Here is a 17,746-nt window from a genome sequence, read left to right as displayed (position 1 = left end):
ATCATTTTTTTTCTTTTGGAGTGATTTTATGGTTCCTAATAACTCAAAATTTTTCCCTTTCCAACTTCTCTTCAATCCCGGTCATTTAACAATAACAAAGGATTATGGGTAATGGAAGCCATTTCTCTGGTAAAGTGACGCTGAAAAAGCCCACCCGAATCCCGGGAAATCATCACTACCAATCCTGTATCCGAATGCTTGTCCAAATAAAAGTTAATCCCGTCCAGGACATTGTTGCTGAATACGGTAATTCCCTCAGTTTCCAACTCCTTTTTAAAGTTATAAAGCAAAGATGACCTCTGAAGTTGCTTACTGGGCTTTAGCTTGGTATTTTTAGGCCTTACATTTAGAATGCGAAGTTTGGGGTTGACCATCAACTGAAGAATTCCTGATAAAAAGTCGAAAGCATCTTTATTTTCTGTTTCCTCCAAATCTGTTGCTAGGATTACCCTATCTTTTCCGGTTCTATTAAAATCTTCAAATTTTGCCGATTCGGGGATTACCAACACATGTGCTTTGACCTCTGAGATTACTCTTACTGTATTACTTCCTATTAGAATCCTTTTCAAACCACTAGCACCTTTGGTACCCATTACTATCAAACTGGTATTTCGAGTACCTATTTGACTTTTAAGGGCATGAATAAGGTCAAAAGGTGCAAAAATCGAATGGCATTGAAAATCAGATCCAAAGGAATTTTTCAGTTTGGTTTCAAGGTATTTCATTTTTTGCTCCTCCAAAGAGGGGGCTTTCTGATTTGGATTTGCATGAAGAATGATAAGAGGGCAAGATACTCTCTTGGCGATTTCAGCAGCGAAAAGAAGGGCATTTTCTGCCTGTTCAGAGAAATCTACCGGAATAATGATATTTTTAAGCATAATGGGACATTCAAAATTATTAAGCATTTTAAAGATTTCTTTTCTTTTAAAGAAATGTTTTGTAGCAAGATCATATTTTAATGTTCAAAGAAACTGAATGCTTAAAAAAATTAGATCTAAAATTTTTTGAATAAGTTAATAATGTAGGTTTTGCTTGTAAGCTTTCCTGCTTCTTGAAAAGCAGGAAAACTTTACAGGATTCATCTTATCTTCCCCATTTGCCTCCACCGATAAAATACCCAAGGGTAAATCCAAAGTATTCATTGGTAGCTTCCCCTATGACTTCTCCGTTGATGTTTTGAAGATCACTTTTTGGAACAAAGTTGAATTCAGCCCCAATTCTGAATTTTCCCAGTTCCACTCCAGCTCTAATCATTGGTGCCCATGCAAAGTTTGCTTTTAGGTCTCCCAAGTCATTTTCATCAATATCGGTGCTTTCAATATTGATATTGCTTATGGTATAGTATCCAAATCCGCCCCCGATATAAGGTGCAACTTTACCTTTTCCATAGTTAAAATAATAATTCGCAGTACCTGTTATAGAAGCATTTGCTCCTAATTCTCCAGTATAATCATCCGGTATTTCGTAATAGACCACATCTTTAGCGAGTCCAGCTACACCCATTCTTAGACCCAATGCCAAGTTTCTCCTGACAAGTATCTGTGGTTCAAAATTGACCAAAGCACCGATTCCACCTCCTTTTGGAGCAGCGGCACCCAAATCCATTTGGAATCTAAATTTGTCTGCTTCTTGGCTATAGGCTGTATAGACCACTAGCAATAAGATAATTAAAGTGAATAGCTTTTTCATTTTGTTATGTTTGTTTTCGATTTTTTGAGGCAGAAAGCCTGCCCAAGCTTAAATTTAGCTGGGCAGGTTCTACTAGTGTTGGTTTAGCTTTTGAAGTTATGACAATTCAGGGAAAGTTTACCCCTATTCGATTTTTGACTTTTTTGAAAAGAATGAAAATCAGTTTAAAAAAATCTAAATCCAGCCCGGAATCCCCACCACCATTGACTTGATATATTTTCTGAATAGGAGTTCTCATTTCGAATCTGCGGTTTTGTATAGGTAAATAGGTCTGGATGGCCATCAAAGGAATCGTCATATACCCTGAAATTAATCGTTGGACCGGCAAATAATGCCATCTTTTTAGCAACTTGATAGTCTGCTCCAACATAGAGTTTATTGATCAAATTTAGCGATTGGACATTGCCTTTGTTGAGTTGTTCGGAACTGACTTCAACATTCAGGAAAGTCTTTTTCCCCAATCTTGGAGAGGTACCTACTCCATAGCCAAACGCCCAGGTGACATCTTCATTGATTTCCGGTCTGATGCCTGCGAATAGGATGTTATAGAATTCGCGCTTTCCCGTCCGTAATGCAAGATTCAATGGAAGGACTTCGTTGACGCCGATTTCGACAGTTTGGTATCCTGAGCGGACAAAGCTGATCAATCCCACAGGAACCCCACTCATGCTGTCGGCATAGTTGAACACCCCAAGTTGAAAGCCATCGACATTTCCACCGTAATTAAATGTGCCTACTTGCGATCCTTTGACCTCATGGGGAGTAAAATTGGCCAATCCTGCGATTTGTGATCCTTCGGTGTTTTTCCCTGAGAAATTGGCCAGGCCTGCAATTTGAACTCCTTTGACTGATTTTGGTGAAAAATTAGCCAATCCGGCAAGCTGTACACCTTCTACTTCACCTGTGGTAAAATTGGTCAATCCCGCCAATTGGACTCCTTTGACAGATTGTAGATTGGAGTTGAACAGACCGGCCAACTGCACCCCGTCGACTTTTCCACCAACCTGATTGAAAAGGCCTGCCAATTGAACACCGGTCATGTCACCCCGGTTAATATTGAAAAGTCCGGCCATTTCAAAAGCCCTGGTTCCTGCTGAATATCCTCCAAGCAAATTGAAAGAAACATCATTGATCATGTTTCCGGATTGGGTGCCATTCGTTCCTACAAAGGGAACAAATGCAAACTGTACCGATACGATGGTAGTATCCTCAGTATTGACACTAAATGGTTGGAATTTTAATGTACCGGTTTTTTCAACATTGCTGTAAAATGAAACTGTCGATTCCACCTTTTGGAGGCTATCGATCGGGGTTTCTTCAAGGCTTGAATGGGCTTTTGTTTCCACAGGAGAAATGGAAAAGAAAGCCGCTGTTGCTAAAATTTTGCTTATGGTATTCATTTTTTGGATTAGTTTCAATCCTAGGACAAGTAAAACCAAAAACACCCCTATTGAAGGGTAGAAATTATTTTAACTTTTTTAATAAACAGGATAAGCTGGTATCACTATCCCTAGAGGCAAACTCGAATCCTTTGGGAATTTATTGGTATTGGAAATACAGTCAATGCCGTGAATTTCTATTCAACAAAAAAACATTTTGACTTTCAGCGCTGAAATGGCGAAACAAAATGACCAAAAAATAATCGCTCTCTTTTATGGTTTTGGGAAATGCTGAATAAAATATGGTTGGATTGGACCAATCTATTTATAATATCACCTTTTTGGTTTTTTTTAGAAAAACCTAAATCCCGCTCTGCCGCCAATCCAGAATTGGGTGGCAAGGTTTTCGGAAGGAACGGAATTTTCGGAAATGATAGTTGGGTTGGTGTAAGTAAATAACAGTGGGTGGTCATTATAGGAACTGTCAAATACCCGAAGATTTATACTTGGTCCTGCGTAGAAATGAATTTTCCTAGCCAAACGAAATTCCATTCCTATGTAAAGTCTATTGACAAGGTTTAAGGCAGAAACATTTCCTTTGTTCAATTGTTGGGAACTCAGCTCGATATTCAGAGCTGTTTTTTTGCCCAATGAAGGGGAGATGCCTATCCCATAGCCAAATGCCCAAGTAGTAGAGTCCGAATTGTTTGTTCTCATCCCCGCAAAAAGCATGTTGTAAAATGATCTTGTTCCAGAGCGAAGTGACACATTCAAAGGTAACATTTCATCGGAACCGATTTCGACCTGATGGTACCCTTTTCTCACAAAGCTGATCAAACCAATCTGGGCACCCTGTAAACTGTCAGCATAATTGAAAAGCCCGATTTGGGTTCCTTTGACATTTCGTCCCACATTCAATAAACTTGCCATTTGAACACCTTTAACCTCCCTGTTGGTGTAATTGGCTAGCCCGGCCAACTGAAAACCGCCAAAATCAGAAGCTACCAAGTTCATTAGACCTGCCAACTGGAATCCTTTGACGTTACCTTTATTGAAATTGACCAATCCTGCAACTTGACCAGCATTTACTGAATCCAAAACAGCATTCGATAATCCTGCCAGTTGTATTCCTTTGACGGTTCCACTGACCTGATTCAATAAACCGGCTACCTGCACAGACTTAACATTTCCTTTGTTGAGATTGAATAGTCCTCCAAACTCCAGTTTGTTGGTCCCCCCCGAAAAGCCACCTAGGATGTTAAGGGAATAATCATTGACCACATTCCCAGACAGTTTCCTGTTAGTGCCAACAAAGGGGATGATGGACATTTGAAATCCTCGATGAATGGTATCGCTGACATTTTCTAAATTGGTGAATCCAACCGAGTTTTTGGTCCACAACCAGAAATCCTTTAAGGGTTTGGCAATGGTTTTCCCGATTTCCTCCATGTCCACTTGACTTGTTTTAAGAAGAATTTTTTGAAATGGATTATTAATATCATTTACCACCAAGGTATCTGTATAATCTCTTTTATTAATTACTAATTCGACTTCCTCTAAAGATGGATTTTTCACTGTCAGTTCAAAAAAACCAAATTCATCTGTATTTGTAGATTTTAAGGTAATCGGGTCATATATAGTCACATCCCTGATTCCTTTTTTTGTGGTTTCATCGACAACATAGCCGCTCACTACCACTCCTTTGTCTAGAGATGATTTAGGGCTGAGGATGACATAGTTGCCTTTTTGTTTGATTTCCACCTGATTTTCAAATACATTCTCCAAAATTTCCCTTAATGGCTGATTGGAAAATTTCCCTGAAATGCTTTTGGTGACATCAATTGCCGATGGACTGTAAGAAAAAACACATCCTGCCTCTTGCGATAAACGCTTAAGGAAATCGTCAATTCTTTCATTCTTTGCTGTAATATTTAATTTACGTTCCAAAATGGGGATATCTTGGGCAAAGACGGGAAACTGAAATAAAACAATCAAAATTAGAGCTAAGGGTACCCAAAACCATTTGATTGAATTGATTTTCAAAAAATCAAAAACACCCATCACCACTGATCCGGATTAAATTTTCCTCATCAATTACTTCCAAACCCAAGGTTTCTGAAATTACCGAGAGGACAGTTTCCAGATCCTCATTTTCAAAAACAACAGTTAGTTTACAGGTAGAAATATTTCCTGCCAAAATAATTTTTTTGCCATATACAGATTCCAAGGTGGCTATCACCAGACCCAATTCCTCTTCTTGGAATGTCAGCATACGGGTCTTAAATGCAGCCACATTTGGACCAGCGATAGATTTGGAGAATAATTCAGAATACCTGTCATAAGTTCCTTTTTCCCCAGCTTGAAGGGTGATGCCTTCCTGGTTTTTAGAATAAAAACGGACGATGCCTTCCTGCACTGTGACTTCTACGATCGGATTATCAGGATGTGCATTAACTTGGAAAATTGTCCCTATATCTTCGATCAGCAAATCACCCGTCTTCACAATCCAATTGACTTTTTTCCCCTCAGGAATGCTTATCAGCGCTTCTCCTGTCAGTTGGATGGTTCCTTTATTTTTCCGATGGCTGTATTCCACCAGGATTTCGGATTGTTGATTGAGAGTAATTTCAGTTAGATCCGGCATCATATATGTCTCTACCCTGTTTTTGCTTAGATATTGAAATTCCTGCTTAGGAGTCATCCATATGTAAAACAGGTATGAAAGCCCAATAAGTAGGACAAGACTTGCTGCAATTTTCCAAACTGTGAATATTGAGCTTCTTTTTACTTTCTCAGGATTGATTTTACTTCCTACTTTAGCCCAGGCGATTTCACTATCAAATTCTTTTTGCCCTGATAATTGGGATTTTTCCACAATCCATTGGGCATCATCAAGGTACTTTTGGTTTTCCGGAGATATGGCACACCACTCTTTTAACTCTTTGGCTTCTGGCTCCGAAGCTTCACCAAAAAGGAATTTCCCTATCAATTCTTCTATATGTTCTGATTCAGGATTCATGGTTCCAACAGGCGACCCATCAGGATCATGATCAATGGTAAATAATCTTTTAATTGTACACGCATCATTTTCAGTGCTTTTCCCATTTGATTTTCCACAGTTTTGATTGAAATCTGAAGCTGATCTGCGATTTCCTGGTACTTGAGCTCCTCATATCGGCTCATTTTGAAAATAAGGCGACATTGGTCAGGCAAGGATTGTATGGCTTCCTGAATTTTTGCTTCCAACTCGGTTTTAATTGTCAAATGATCTGAGGGGTGATTGAATTTTTCACCCTCTGCAATTATAGAATTCGCATGCAAGATTCGTACTTTTTGTCTTTTGAGTTCATTCAATGAGGCATTTCTGACAGATCTATAAAGATAAGCTTTTAGGGAAGAATCAATACGGATGTTTGCCCTCTTTTCCCAAAAGCCTATAAAAGTGGACTGAACTACCTCCTCGGCATCATCCGGATCGTTAAGGTAAGCAGTGGCATACCGGCAAAGTGCGGGGTAATGGGTTTTGAACAGCATCTCGAATGTGGAAACATCTCCTTTTTTGATGGCAGAAAAAACCTTTTGATCCGTAGCCTGCATGGTTATTTGTAAAATCCCTACAAGTTAAGATTTTTGGTTCTTCTTTTATAAAGAAAACTGAAAAGGTGATTACCCCTATTTGAATCCAAAAATCAAGGGATTTTAGAATTCTAAATTGTATTTTCCTTAAATGAAAAACCTGGCATTACCAATACAATACATTTGTTGAAAGTTAGAACTATTTATGGACTTAGAATGACCAAAACAGCAGGTTTAATATCAAAAAAAAGCCACTCACCAAATTACATCAATGGTTATGTAACTTTTGATTATATCTCCTAGTTTTGGAACAGAGCATTATCATTTATGAAAAAAATATACATTATTGGACTTCTTGGATTACTCCTCTTTTCCTGTAATTCAGGTCCAAAAAATCCTGCTGACCAGGTTTATATCAATGGGATAGTTTACACCGTAGACGAAGCCAATCCAAAAACCGAAGCTGTTGCAGTCAAAGACGGGATGATACAAGCAGTGGGTACGAAATCAGAAATCGATGCCTTCATTGGAAAGCATACAGAAGTCATAGACCTAGTGGGAAAAACTATGACTCCCGGTTTTATAGAATCCCATGCGCATCTGATGGGAATTGGATATAATAAATTGGACATCGATTTGATGTATGTACAAACCTATGATGAACTGATAGAAAAGGTGGCAGAAGCGGCTGCAAAAGCCGAACCTGGAGAATGGATAACAGGAAGGGGATGGCACCAGGACAAATGGTTGAAAATGCCGGATAAAACCATAAAAGGATTTCAGACCCATGAACAACTCAGTGCTGTCACACCCAATAACCCGGTTTTTCTTGCCCATGCTTCAGGACATGCCTCTTTTGTCAATCAAAAGGCTATGGAACTGGCAGGAATTACTCCGCTTGGCAATGAAAATCCAATTCAGGAAGTAGAAGGAGGTGAGGTGTTAAGGGATGATCTGGGCAATCCAACCGGTATATTGGTGGAAACAGCGTCAGGGCTGGTAAGAAAACTGATACCGGAAGATACACCGGAAAGAAGAGAAAAAGCCCTGGAATTGGCTTTACAGGAACTGGCCGAAAAAGGCATTACCTCCTTTCATGACGCAGGAAGCGGGCAGGATGTAATAGACCTGCTTGATAAGTTTAAAACTGAAGGAAAATTGACTGCAAGGATGTACATCATGTTGTCCAGTAGACAGCCTCAGCTTTTAGAAGAATGGTATAAAAAAGGCCCTATGATCGATCCGGAGCATATGGTGACCGTACGATCGATCAAACTGAATATGGATGGGGCTTTGGGACCATGGGGAGCCTGGTTGTTGGAAGACTATGAGGACAAACCGGGCCATAGAGGACATGAAACCATGCCTATGGTGCTTGTAAGTGAAGTTTCAGAAAAAGGATTGGAATTGGGTTTTCAGGTATGTTCCCATGCCATAGGAGACCGCACCAATAGGGAAGTTCTGGATCGATATGAAACGGCATTTGCTAAATATCCTCAAGTAACTGACCATAGGTTCCGTATCGAACATGCCCAGCACTTACACCCTGATGACATCAGCAGATTTGGGGAAATGGGGGTAATCGCTGCCATTCAGGCCATTCATTTGAGTTCAGACAGGCCCTGGGCTATAGGCAGATTAGGCGCTAAAAGGATCAAAGATGGAGCCTATGTCTGGCAAAAACTATTGCAATCCGGGGCGGTCATTTCCAATGGAACAGATGCCCCAGTGGAACCATTAGATCCCATCCCCTCTTTCTACGCTTCTGTGACCAGAAAAACCCTAAAGATGACTCCAGAAGGAGGCAATGAACCAGATCAGAAAATGACCAGGGAACAGGCACTTAAATCCTATACCCTAGATGGAGCATATGCTGAATTTGAAGAAGATTTCAAAGGTTCCATCCAGATAGGGAAAGCAGCAGATTTCACCATTTTTGATAGGAACATTATGGAAATTCCCGAAAATGAAATCCTTCAGACCAAAGTGGCCATGACTGTGGTGGGAGGAAAAATAGTGTATAGGTCTGAATAATTACTTTTATTATAGAACTGTTAGGTTTCAGAAACCTGTCAGGTCTATAATTTCTAAATTTATCTAGTGGAGGTTCCCAGATATTTTGATTTTGGATTTTGTAACTTGGTTTTTGATTTTTTTGTAACTTAAAATCAAAAAGATATGGCTAACAGTACATTACATACCATCCTCGGTTCAACAGGCAATATTGGAATGGCTTTGGCCAAAGAGTTGAATGCTTATACTACCCACATCAGGTTGGTAAGTAGAAATCCACAAAAAGTTAACGATTCAGACGAATTGTTCAGAGCTGATTTACTGAAAGAAGCTGAGGTAATGGAAGCGGTAAAAGGTTCAGAAGTGGTTTATTTGGTAGCAGGAATTCCCTATAAATCCAAAATTTGGGAAGAACAATGGCCCATAATCATGAAAAATGTATTAAATGCCTGTAGAATTGAAAAAGCAAAACTGGTATTCTTTGACAACATGTATTGTTATGATCCTTCCCATGTAGGCCATTTAACAGAAAATAGCCCGGTAAATCCATTGAGCAGAAAAGGAAAAGTAAGGGCTCAAATTGCTGGATTGCTGTTGGAGGAAATAAAAGAAAGCCGAATAACAGGTATGATTGTAAGGGCGGCAGATTTTTATGGTCCCAACGCAAAACTGAGTTTACTGCACGAGTCTGTGATCAACAGGATGAAGACAGGAAAAACAGCCCAATGGCTTTACAATAAAGACAAAAAACATTCATTTACCTATATCCCTGATGCAGCTTATGCCACAGCCTATTTGGCCCAATATGAATCAGCATGGAACCAGGTTTGGCATCTTCCCACTTCCAAGATATATCCAAGCGCGCAGGAAGTGGTCAATATCCTTGCCAAGCATTTAGGCACTTCCAATAAAATTGCTGTTTTACCCGGCTTTATGGTATGGATATTAGGCCTATTTATTTCCATCTTAAAAGAAGTCAAAGAGTTGAGGTATCAATTGGATCAGGATTACTGTTTCGATTCTTCCAAAATAGAGAAGGCTTATGGACTAAAGGCAACAGACTTGGAAGAAGGCATGAAACAATGCATATGGAAAAACGCAATTTCAAAACCATAGAAGAATACATCAATGCTTTTGATGGTGAGACCAGAAGAATTTTACAAAAAATAAAAGAAACGGTCAGGGAAGCTGCTCCTGAAGCCACGGAATCCATCAATTATGGTATTCCAACCTTTAAACTGTTTGGAAATCTTGTCCATTTCGCAGCCTATAAAAAACACATCGGGTTTTATCCCGCTCCTTCCGGAATGGAAGCCTTTAAAAAAGAAGTTGAACCATTTAAAACAGGTAAAGGAACATTACAATTTTCCTTGGATAAACCTATCCCTTATGATTTGATTTCCGATATAGTCCAATTCCGGGTAGAAGAGAATAAAATCAAAGCAGGCAAAAAATGAAGAGGTCAGCTGTTGACATCATCTTAAGGAAGGCCCAGCCTGAGGACATCGAATTGCTCAATTACTGGGACCAACAGGAGCATAATATTTTTGCTGATCCCAATGATAAATGGGATTGGGAAATTGAACTTGGAAGAAACCCTGATTGGAGAATGCAACTGATGGCTGAACTGAATGGAAGACCGATCGGATTTATCCAAATTATCGACCCCTATAAGGAGGAAAGTCATTATTGGGGTGAGGTTGAAAAAAACTTCCGAGCCATAGATATTTGGATTGGTGAAGCCAAAGATATTGGAAAGGGTTATGGAACTGTGATGATGCAAAAGGCAATCGACATTTGTTTTTCCAACAAAACTGTGGAAGCGATTCTGATAGATCCCCTAACTATCAATACAAGGGCCATACGCTTTTATCAAAGGTTCGGCTTTGAATTTGTAGAATACAGGAAATTCGGAGATGATGAATGTTCTGTTTATCGTTTGGAAAGAAGTAAATGGGAATCAATTAAGGCTTTTTTGATTTGAAATTGTATTAGCTTATTATTCTTGATTTTTTCTAATAAGCAGGAAATCAAAAAAGTAATTTCCTTATCCTAATAAAAATCCAGACCTAAAACCCACCATATACACAAAGGCCAATTCATTGACTGCACTACCCTAATTATTTTCATTTTTTAAACTCCCTACCGGGAACATCCACCCTGAAAACATCAACATTTCCATTATCCTGCAAAGTTACAAAGGCTGTTTTTCCATCTTTACCTCCGAAAGCAATATTGGAAGGTTTTTTACCTGAAAGAGGAACCTCCTGCAAAATTTCTCCCTCAGGAGAAACTTTAACGACTGTACCTTTGCCATGTCTGGTAATGTAAAGGTTACCGCTACGGTCGGATCTCATTCCATCCATTCCAAAATCATCGAATTGGATCAAAAGCCTTTTATTGCTGATTTCTCCTTTTTCAGTTAAGTCATACACCCAAACATTTCTTTGAACAGACTCATTGACATAAAGCCTGCGGTTATCTGGACTCACCTCTATGCCATTTGTGGTACCCATATCCTTTTCCAAAAGGAAGGTACTCCCATCTGTATCAATTCTCCATAACTGACCAGTACTGTTTTTCCAGTCCGGATCACTTGCAAAAAGAATATCATTATCCATGATGGCAATGTCATTCGGTTGGTTCATGTCACTATTATGGACATATACAGAGATGACCTTGGTATCCATATCCACCTTTAGGATATTATGCCCAGTATAGTCAGCAACCAACATATTGCCTTTACTATCGAAACGTATTCCGTTTCCGGTACTGCCCTCTGGCAAATCCACAAATAAAGAGGCAAACCCGTCCTGATTTACCTGACCAATAGTACCCTCTTTTTCAAAATTGACCACATACAATATTCCTTTTGAATCAACTGCGGGTCCTTCAATTCCATTGGTGAACTCACTGTTTTGGGTAAAAGGACTTGAAACATATATGTCATCAGTTGCTGCATTATGCAATTCAGAGGACTGTTGATCATTGGATTTATTGGAACATGATCCACTAAAAATTACAAGTAATATGCTCAGGATTTGTCGGTACATAGTTAAGATGATTTTTTAGGTGTCAATGATATGCTTAAGATAAGGAATATTCACCTATAGTCAGTATTCTGGAAAAACCTTGATACCAAATAAAAATTAAAACAAAGAATTTTCCGAACATGGAAAAAATAAATTTAGACTTTCAAAAACATGATTTAGACTTCTCATTAATTTGCAGTAAATCACTCAAAACCATATATTCAATGGTTGTAAGATAAAATTTAAAATCAGCCAATAAATATGGAAAAGCTTAAAAGAAGAACCTCATTAAAAAAAATGATTGCATCGATTGCAGGTTTTGCAGGAATAGGAATGGTAGCCAAAGCTGAAACTGACAATACTCCTGAAAAAGAAGTATTTAATGTCGTCCAAGATCAGGACATACCTTTGTTTTCAGGCTCTACCAAACTTGGGAATATGGTTTTTGTGGCTGGAAAAGGTGCCCATTTTGATGGGGATATAAAGGCCCACACTGACCATGTGCTTAAAGAACTGGAAAAAGAACTGATCAAAGCAGGCTCTTCCATGGAAAAGGTGTTGAAAGTGAATGTCTACCTCCATGACCTCAATGATTATAAGGGCATGAATGAGGTATATAAAGGAAGATTTGGAAAAAAACCTCCTGTAAGGACTACTGTAGCAACTTACGGGGGAGTACCTGGAGATTCTTTGGTAGAAATGGACTGCATCGCTTACATATAAGAAGTAGGATTCGGTTATTTAAGAACCACCGGCTCACTTAAACCATTCACACTGTAGACAATTTCTCCATCTTTAATGGTCATTTCACTTTCAAAGCGCCTATTGGTTTCCAGTTTGTAACCGTTTTTGTCCCAGACTCCAAATTTACCTTCCCTAACATGAATTAGCGCTACATCAGCAATGGCACCTTCAGATAGGTGCCCTAATTCTTCTCTTTTAATAGCTTTGGCAGGAGACCAGGTACTTGCTTTAATAATTTCAGGAACTTCCATTCCCATGGCCATAAAGGTACTCATCACATTCAGCATATCCTTCATTGCTGCATTCATACTTCCCTTATGTAAATCAGTACTGATGGTATTTGGAAAGAAACCGGCCTCCAATGAAGGAATGGCCTGCCTGAAATCAAAACTTGCCCCTCCATATCCTACATCAAAGATAATACCCCGCTCTTGAGCTTCCCTGACAAATGGTTTGAATTGACGGGTCTCATAATCCACAACAGGTTCCCTCGCACCTCCCAATTCTGCAAATACATGGGTATAGATATCCCCGGGTCTTAAATGATCGAAAAACAATTCCCGAAGCCTCAAGGGAGCAAAGGCCATGGATCCTCCAAAATCAATGATTACTGGCATGTTCGCAATATTTCCGGCCTCCACTGCCCGATCCACAGGAATCCAATCCCTTTTAGCATAATGGGCAACTTTAAATCCCACCACATGTTCCTTGAAATTCAAAGCAGTTTGTGCCGTGAGGCCTGCATTCATATCTGAGGTATCCTGTTCATAAGCTCCTCCCCGCATACCTTCCCCTACAATATTCATAAAGGCCAAAACCCTGGTTTTCGAATGATCGATAATGTTCTGTTTGAAAATATGGAAATTTTTCCATCCCGGTCCACCACAATCCACAATCGTAGTCACACCTGTCCTGAAGGTAAAACTATCAGGATCAACGGCCACCAAACCATCACTAAGATAACTATTTGGTCTTGTGCCATAAAAATTATGTCCGTGGATATCAATTAAACCTGGAACTACCAGTAAACCATCCGCCTTCACCACTTGCTTTGCACCTGAGGTGTCAATGTTCTTGGCAACTTTAACAACCTTACCATCTTCAATGGCAATATCCATCTGCTCATTGATATTGTTCTTGGGGTCAATCAGATGTCCTCCCTTGATTACCATCTGATAATTTTGGCCATAAACACTTCCGATTAACAAAAAAAACAATACTATTTTTGATGAAACTCTCTTCATAATACCGGGTTAATTATTAAATTTTAGCAGCTTTTAACTCTTCTTGTATTCTTTTGGCGACAATTTTTTCTTCATCGGGTCTCAACATAAAAACGGTCAGACTTATTTCATGTTCTCCAAATCCAACAACCTCAATCGAGGGATCTCCAAATCTGAGTTTTTCCTGAAGTTGTATCCTGTTTAAATTGATCACTTTTGGGTCCCAGGAAATTTTGAGAAATGGTGTATGATTGGCCACCGGTGGCACAGATACTGAAGTAGTTACAGCATCAACTTTATTGACAATATCTGCTATATAAGCCACCTTATTTTCCCAGGATTTCCATTCTTTTTCATGGTCTGTATTGATGTATTTTTCCAAAGCCACATACATTCCAAGTATTTCTTCCTTATTGACTTTCATCCCCCTTCCAATGGTATTTCCTCTTGGTGGCGCACTCAACCTTGCTGCCTCAATGATATGTTTTCTTCCCATTAGAATCCCTGCACTTTGAGGACCCTTCATTGCCTTGCCTCCTGATATACAGACAAGGTCAAAGCCCATATCATTGTACTTCCAAAGATTTTCAACAGGGGGTACATCGGCTGCAATATCTATCATGGTAGGGATATTATGTTTTTTCCCTAAGGCTACCCATTGTTCATGCTGGATTTTTCCCTCAGGTGCGGTATAATTCAAAAACCATAACATCGCAGTTTGCTCATTAATGGCTCTTTCCACATCTTCAACAGTTTCCACTTCTACCAATTGCACTCCGGTATTGGTCAAAGCATGCACATAAGCCACATTATGGGTTTTTTGTACAATTACCTGGGATTTCATCCCTTTAAGATTAGGGAGTTGGGCAATTTTTTCCTTATCTGTTCCTGTCAATACCCCTGCAAGCCCCAAAACCATAGCAGACCAACATCCAGAAGTAACAGTTGCAGCCTCTGCATGACAAAGTGCAGCTATTTTTTCTCCTACCTTATCCTGAACCTCATCCAACATGATAAATTCCTTTGAAGATGCCTGAATGGTTTCCATTACCTCATCAGGCATTAAAGAAGCGGTCATTGCCGTGTAAGTTCCTGCAGCATTAATGAAAGTCCTTAATCCTAACTCTTTGATCAGATCCCTTTTGGGAAGAGAAATAGGTTGAGATAAACCTGAGGAAATTGGAATCCCTGTTCCCACAAAGGCACCTACTAAAGGTAATGCGGAAAGCCTTTTTAATAGCGTTCTTCTATTGATCATATGTATTGTCTTTTGTGAAAATCAAAGGATTGGCAGATAGGCCAAATTGAAATTATATCTTGAAATTAAATTTTTTAAATCTAATTTTTTTTAAAACATTCAGCAAACCATTGCACTAACAATAAGGCCATTTACACAATAATTACATTATTATCATAATTATATTTTGATAAAAAATAATCAATTCCCTTAATGCTTAAATCCGCATTGAAGAATCAAAAAGGATTAAATCATTGAAAAACCAGAGAACCGAAAAATTGGGGCAAATGAAAGTCCGGTTTGGGTCGGTCTATAAATGACCAAGTGATATAGTGAGGATTACTGGTATTGGTAGCAGTTTTGTAAAAATTTCCTTTCCAGATTACACCAGGTTTAGGAGGTGTTAGTTCTGAATAATCTGATAACATCCTCAAAGGAATTTTAAATTCTATAGTCCAGGCAACTTCATCCACAATCTCTGGAAATATCTTTTTTGGAAGGGAATGGGCAATTTCGATTTTCCCAACATCTGAGGGTAAAATATAATTGAACTTTTTGTGGGGATCAGTCGAAAATTGCATCAGGGCTTTACCCCCAGCGTTTATTTCCAGGTTGAAATAATGAAGTGGGAATTTCTGGTTTGGGGAAAAAAAGAATTCCACACAAGAGTCGGTATAAACAGTTCCGTTGATCTCTTCCACTACACTCTGTACATACTTATCCTCCACCTGAAAAATTCCGTACAAATAATCCTCATCGTATAATAATTTCGCTTTGGTTTTTGGGGAAAAACCAGGTTCCTGCCCCATATTATTTAAAATTTGGAGGACTTCAGCCTTTTGCCATTGAACTTTATCCCAATCCGCATCAATCACTAACTCACCTTCCAATTTATTGACTTTATATACCGCTTCATGATGTTGTTTCTCAACCTTTAAAGAGAAAACCGAAGGGTAGGTAAAGGATAGAAAGACTAGCCCACACAAAATAAATAAATACAATTGGATACCTCTGGATCTCATTGGGTTATTTAGTAACTAATTCTTCTCTTACTTTTCCCACCTCAAGGGCAGAAATACTTTGGGCATCATTGCCAAAATTTTTCCTGATATAGGTAAGCAAAGATGATATTTCCGCATTGCTCAAAAAATCATGAGCGGGCATCACTCCATTGTAATCCAGACCCTGTATGGTTACGGGTCCTTCCATCCCTTTTAAGATGAGTTCAATTAAGGCTTTATTTCTCCCATTGACCGTTTTAGATTCTGCTATTGGTGGAAAACGGTTGCCATCACCTTTTCCATCTCTTTGGTGACAGGTGCTGCAATATAAATTGTAAATTTTTTCTCCTGTTTCCACCATTTCAATTTCTACATTATCCAGGATTTCATCCGGATCCTTGATATTGGTTCTAGTCTTTTTTCTTTCTTCCAATTTCAGCAAAGAAGCATCCCCAAAATCAGACTTTTTCCCTTTATACATGATCCTCCAAATCTTACCCTTAACACTTTCAGATACATAGAGTGAGCCATCTGGCCCCATGGCAATGCCCATTGGTCTGGCAAGTGCATCCCCTGTATTGACAATGGTATCCAATCCTGCAAATCCATCTGCAAACACTTCCCATGGCCCTGAAGGTTTACCATTATCGAATGGGACGAAGGCTACAAAATACCCTCCCTGAGGATATGGGCCTCTTATAGTAGATCCATGGAATGCCACAAAAGCTCCGTTCTTGTACCTTTCAGGAAATTGGTCCCCTCTGTAAAAATGAAGGTCATTGGGAGCAAAATGCCCAGGAAATGCAATTAAAGGCTGTTCTACCAAATGGGCATCTCCCTGAATTTTTCCATCACCCCCGTATTCAGGGTTTAGTTTCTTCTTTCCCTCAATATGGTCATAGTAATAATAGGGCCAGCCGCCATCGGTACCTTCTTTTACCATGAAAAATTCTTCTGAAGGTAAAATTGCACTTTGCCATGGAGAGAAATATTGGGGCCAGGATTTATTCAAATCATCCCTACCATGTTGGACTACGTACAATTCATTTTCTTCCTTATTCCAATCCATAGCCACCACAGACCTGATTCCGGTAGCATACCTTTGCCCCATTTCCTGGGTTTGGTTTAACTTATTGGCATCAAATTTCCATATCCCGGCATGCCACTCCAACTGTGGACAGGGCTCCATACCAGGTGTTCCCGGTCTTCGGTTAAATTCCTGACAAATATCCCCAGGAGAACCAAAAGACACATACATATTCCCATTCTGGTCAAAGGCTATCGGTTTTGCAATATGCTCATATCCATATTTTGCATTTTTATAATCATCCACGACAATAAGTTCAGGTTCACCAATTGGTAATAAATTTTTGGGGTCCATTTTATACCTATAAACCTCTCCTGCAGTACTGAAATAAAGATAGCCATTATAAATCCGCATGGCCGTTCCATAATTGCCGGTGTCTGGATAACCTCCAAAATACTCTTTTACATCTGCCTTCCCATCATTGTCTGAATCTCTCAAGGCTACAAGCCCCCGACCTTCCTGATCAGGAACTCTAAGTTTGACATAAATATCCCCGGTCTCACATACAGCCATATGCCTGGCCCTACCGATACTGTCCACTACAACAAGTGCTTCAAACCCATCCGGTAAAAAAAGCCCACCGTTTCCTTCATCAGCTGGTGGAAGTTTTTTTTGTTGATTACAAGAGAAAAAAATAAATAAAATGGGTACGATCAGGATTAAAGTAAAGTAGTTTTCCAACAATCTTTTTAAAACTTTTAAATCCAAGGGCATAGGAGGGCAATCATTAGGTTAGGTGAATTAATCAATGGATAAAATACTAAA

16 protein-coding genes are annotated in these 17,746 nt (G+C 39.2%); 5 read left to right on the top strand and 11 right to left on the bottom strand.

What is annotated here, in order from left to right:
• Positions 1-71: 71 nt before the first annotated feature.
• From ACFSKV_RS16300 to ACFSKV_RS16275, 6 genes are all read right to left on the bottom strand, one after another.
• The gene (locus ACFSKV_RS16300) at positions 72-878 is read right to left on the bottom strand and encodes a universal stress protein (protein WP_380805065.1); all 807 of its coding nucleotides are present in this window, start codon (positions 876-878) and stop codon (positions 72-74) included.
• Positions 879-1,083: 205 nt separating this feature from the next.
• On the bottom strand, positions 1,084-1,689 hold the full coding sequence (locus tag ACFSKV_RS16295; RefSeq protein WP_380805063.1) for a hypothetical protein: 606 nt from the start codon (positions 1,687-1,689) through the stop codon (positions 1,084-1,086).
• Positions 1,690-1,853: 164 nt separating this feature from the next.
• On the bottom strand, positions 1,854-3,089 hold the full coding sequence (locus tag ACFSKV_RS16290) for a hypothetical protein (protein WP_380805061.1): 1,236 nt from the start codon (positions 3,087-3,089) through the stop codon (positions 1,854-1,856).
• 330 nt (positions 3,090-3,419) lie between these two features.
• Positions 3,420-5,015, bottom strand: a complete 1,596-nt coding sequence (locus ACFSKV_RS16285; protein WP_380805058.1) for a peptidase associated/transthyretin-like domain-containing protein — start codon at positions 5,013-5,015, stop codon at positions 3,420-3,422.
• A 100-nt stretch (positions 5,016-5,115) separates the two neighbouring features.
• On the bottom strand, positions 5,116-6,087 hold the full coding sequence (locus ACFSKV_RS16280) for a FecR family protein (RefSeq protein ID WP_380805056.1): 972 nt from the start codon (positions 6,085-6,087) through the stop codon (positions 5,116-5,118).
• Positions 6,084-6,665, bottom strand: coding sequence for an RNA polymerase sigma-70 factor (locus ACFSKV_RS16275; RefSeq protein ID WP_380805053.1), 582 nt, complete (start codon positions 6,663-6,665; stop codon positions 6,084-6,086). The genes ACFSKV_RS16280 and ACFSKV_RS16275 overlap by 4 nt, the downstream gene beginning before the upstream one ends.
• 306 nt (positions 6,666-6,971) lie before the next feature.
• Here ACFSKV_RS16275 and ACFSKV_RS16270 point away from each other — a divergent pair, with 306 nt between their 5' ends.
• The 4 genes from ACFSKV_RS16270 (at position 6,972) to ACFSKV_RS16255 (ending at position 10,641) form a co-directional block, all read left to right on the top strand.
• Positions 6,972-8,678: an amidohydrolase gene (locus ACFSKV_RS16270; protein ID WP_380805051.1), complete on the top strand. Its 1,707-nt coding sequence runs from the start codon at positions 6,972-6,974 to the stop codon at positions 8,676-8,678.
• Between the two features lie 144 nt (positions 8,679-8,822).
• A complete protein-coding gene (locus ACFSKV_RS16265) occupies positions 8,823-9,773 on the top strand; it encodes an NAD-dependent epimerase/dehydratase family protein (RefSeq protein WP_380805049.1) in 951 nt (316 codons plus the stop codon).
• The gene (locus tag ACFSKV_RS16260) at positions 9,746-10,114 is read left to right on the top strand and encodes an iron chaperone (RefSeq protein WP_380805046.1); all 369 of its coding nucleotides are present in this window, start codon (positions 9,746-9,748) and stop codon (positions 10,112-10,114) included. The genes ACFSKV_RS16265 and ACFSKV_RS16260 overlap by 28 nt, the downstream gene beginning before the upstream one ends.
• Positions 10,111-10,641 (top strand): GNAT family N-acetyltransferase, encoded by a 531-nt coding sequence (locus tag ACFSKV_RS16255; RefSeq protein WP_380805044.1) that lies wholly within the window; start codon positions 10,111-10,113, stop codon positions 10,639-10,641. Before ACFSKV_RS16260 ends, ACFSKV_RS16255 begins: the two co-directional genes overlap by 4 nt.
• A gap of 142 nt (positions 10,642-10,783) precedes the next feature.
• On the opposite strand, the gene ACFSKV_RS16250 is transcribed toward ACFSKV_RS16255, so the two are convergent.
• Positions 10,784-11,710, bottom strand: a complete 927-nt coding sequence (locus ACFSKV_RS16250) for an SMP-30/gluconolactonase/LRE family protein (RefSeq protein WP_380805042.1) — start codon at positions 11,708-11,710, stop codon at positions 10,784-10,786.
• Between the two features lie 240 nt (positions 11,711-11,950).
• Between ACFSKV_RS16250 and ACFSKV_RS16245 the strand changes: the two genes are divergently transcribed.
• Positions 11,951-12,412, top strand: a complete 462-nt coding sequence (locus ACFSKV_RS16245) for a RidA family protein (RefSeq protein WP_380805039.1) — start codon at positions 11,951-11,953, stop codon at positions 12,410-12,412.
• A gap of 14 nt (positions 12,413-12,426) precedes the next feature.
• Here the strand turns inward: ACFSKV_RS16245 and ACFSKV_RS16240 are convergent, their stop codons facing one another.
• From ACFSKV_RS16240 to ACFSKV_RS16225, 4 genes are all read right to left on the bottom strand, one after another.
• Positions 12,427-13,677 carry an amidohydrolase/deacetylase family metallohydrolase gene (locus ACFSKV_RS16240; RefSeq protein ID WP_380805037.1) on the bottom strand — a complete coding sequence of 417 codons (1,251 nt, stop codon included), beginning with the start codon at positions 13,675-13,677 and terminating at the stop codon, positions 12,427-12,429.
• 16 nt (positions 13,678-13,693) lie between these two features.
• Complete coding sequence (locus ACFSKV_RS16235) at positions 13,694-14,914, bottom strand: selenocysteine synthase (RefSeq protein WP_380805036.1); 1,221 nt, start codon at positions 14,912-14,914, stop codon at positions 13,694-13,696.
• A 230-nt stretch (positions 14,915-15,144) separates the two neighbouring features.
• Entirely contained in the window at positions 15,145-15,915 is a 771-nt protein-coding gene (locus ACFSKV_RS16230) for a carbohydrate-binding family 9-like protein (protein ID WP_380805034.1), read from the bottom strand.
• 4 nt (positions 15,916-15,919) lie between these two features.
• Positions 15,920-17,695 (bottom strand): PQQ-dependent sugar dehydrogenase, encoded by a 1,776-nt coding sequence (locus ACFSKV_RS16225; protein ID WP_380805032.1) that lies wholly within the window; start codon positions 17,693-17,695, stop codon positions 15,920-15,922.
• Positions 17,696-17,746: the final 51 nt, after the last annotated feature.

Source organism: Shivajiella indica (assembly GCF_042683085.1).
Taxonomy (GTDB): domain Bacteria; phylum Bacteroidota; class Bacteroidia; order Cytophagales; family Cyclobacteriaceae; genus Shivajiella; species Shivajiella indica.
Note: the sequence above shows the minus strand (reverse complement) of the source record. Positions and strands in the feature narration are given on the sequence as shown.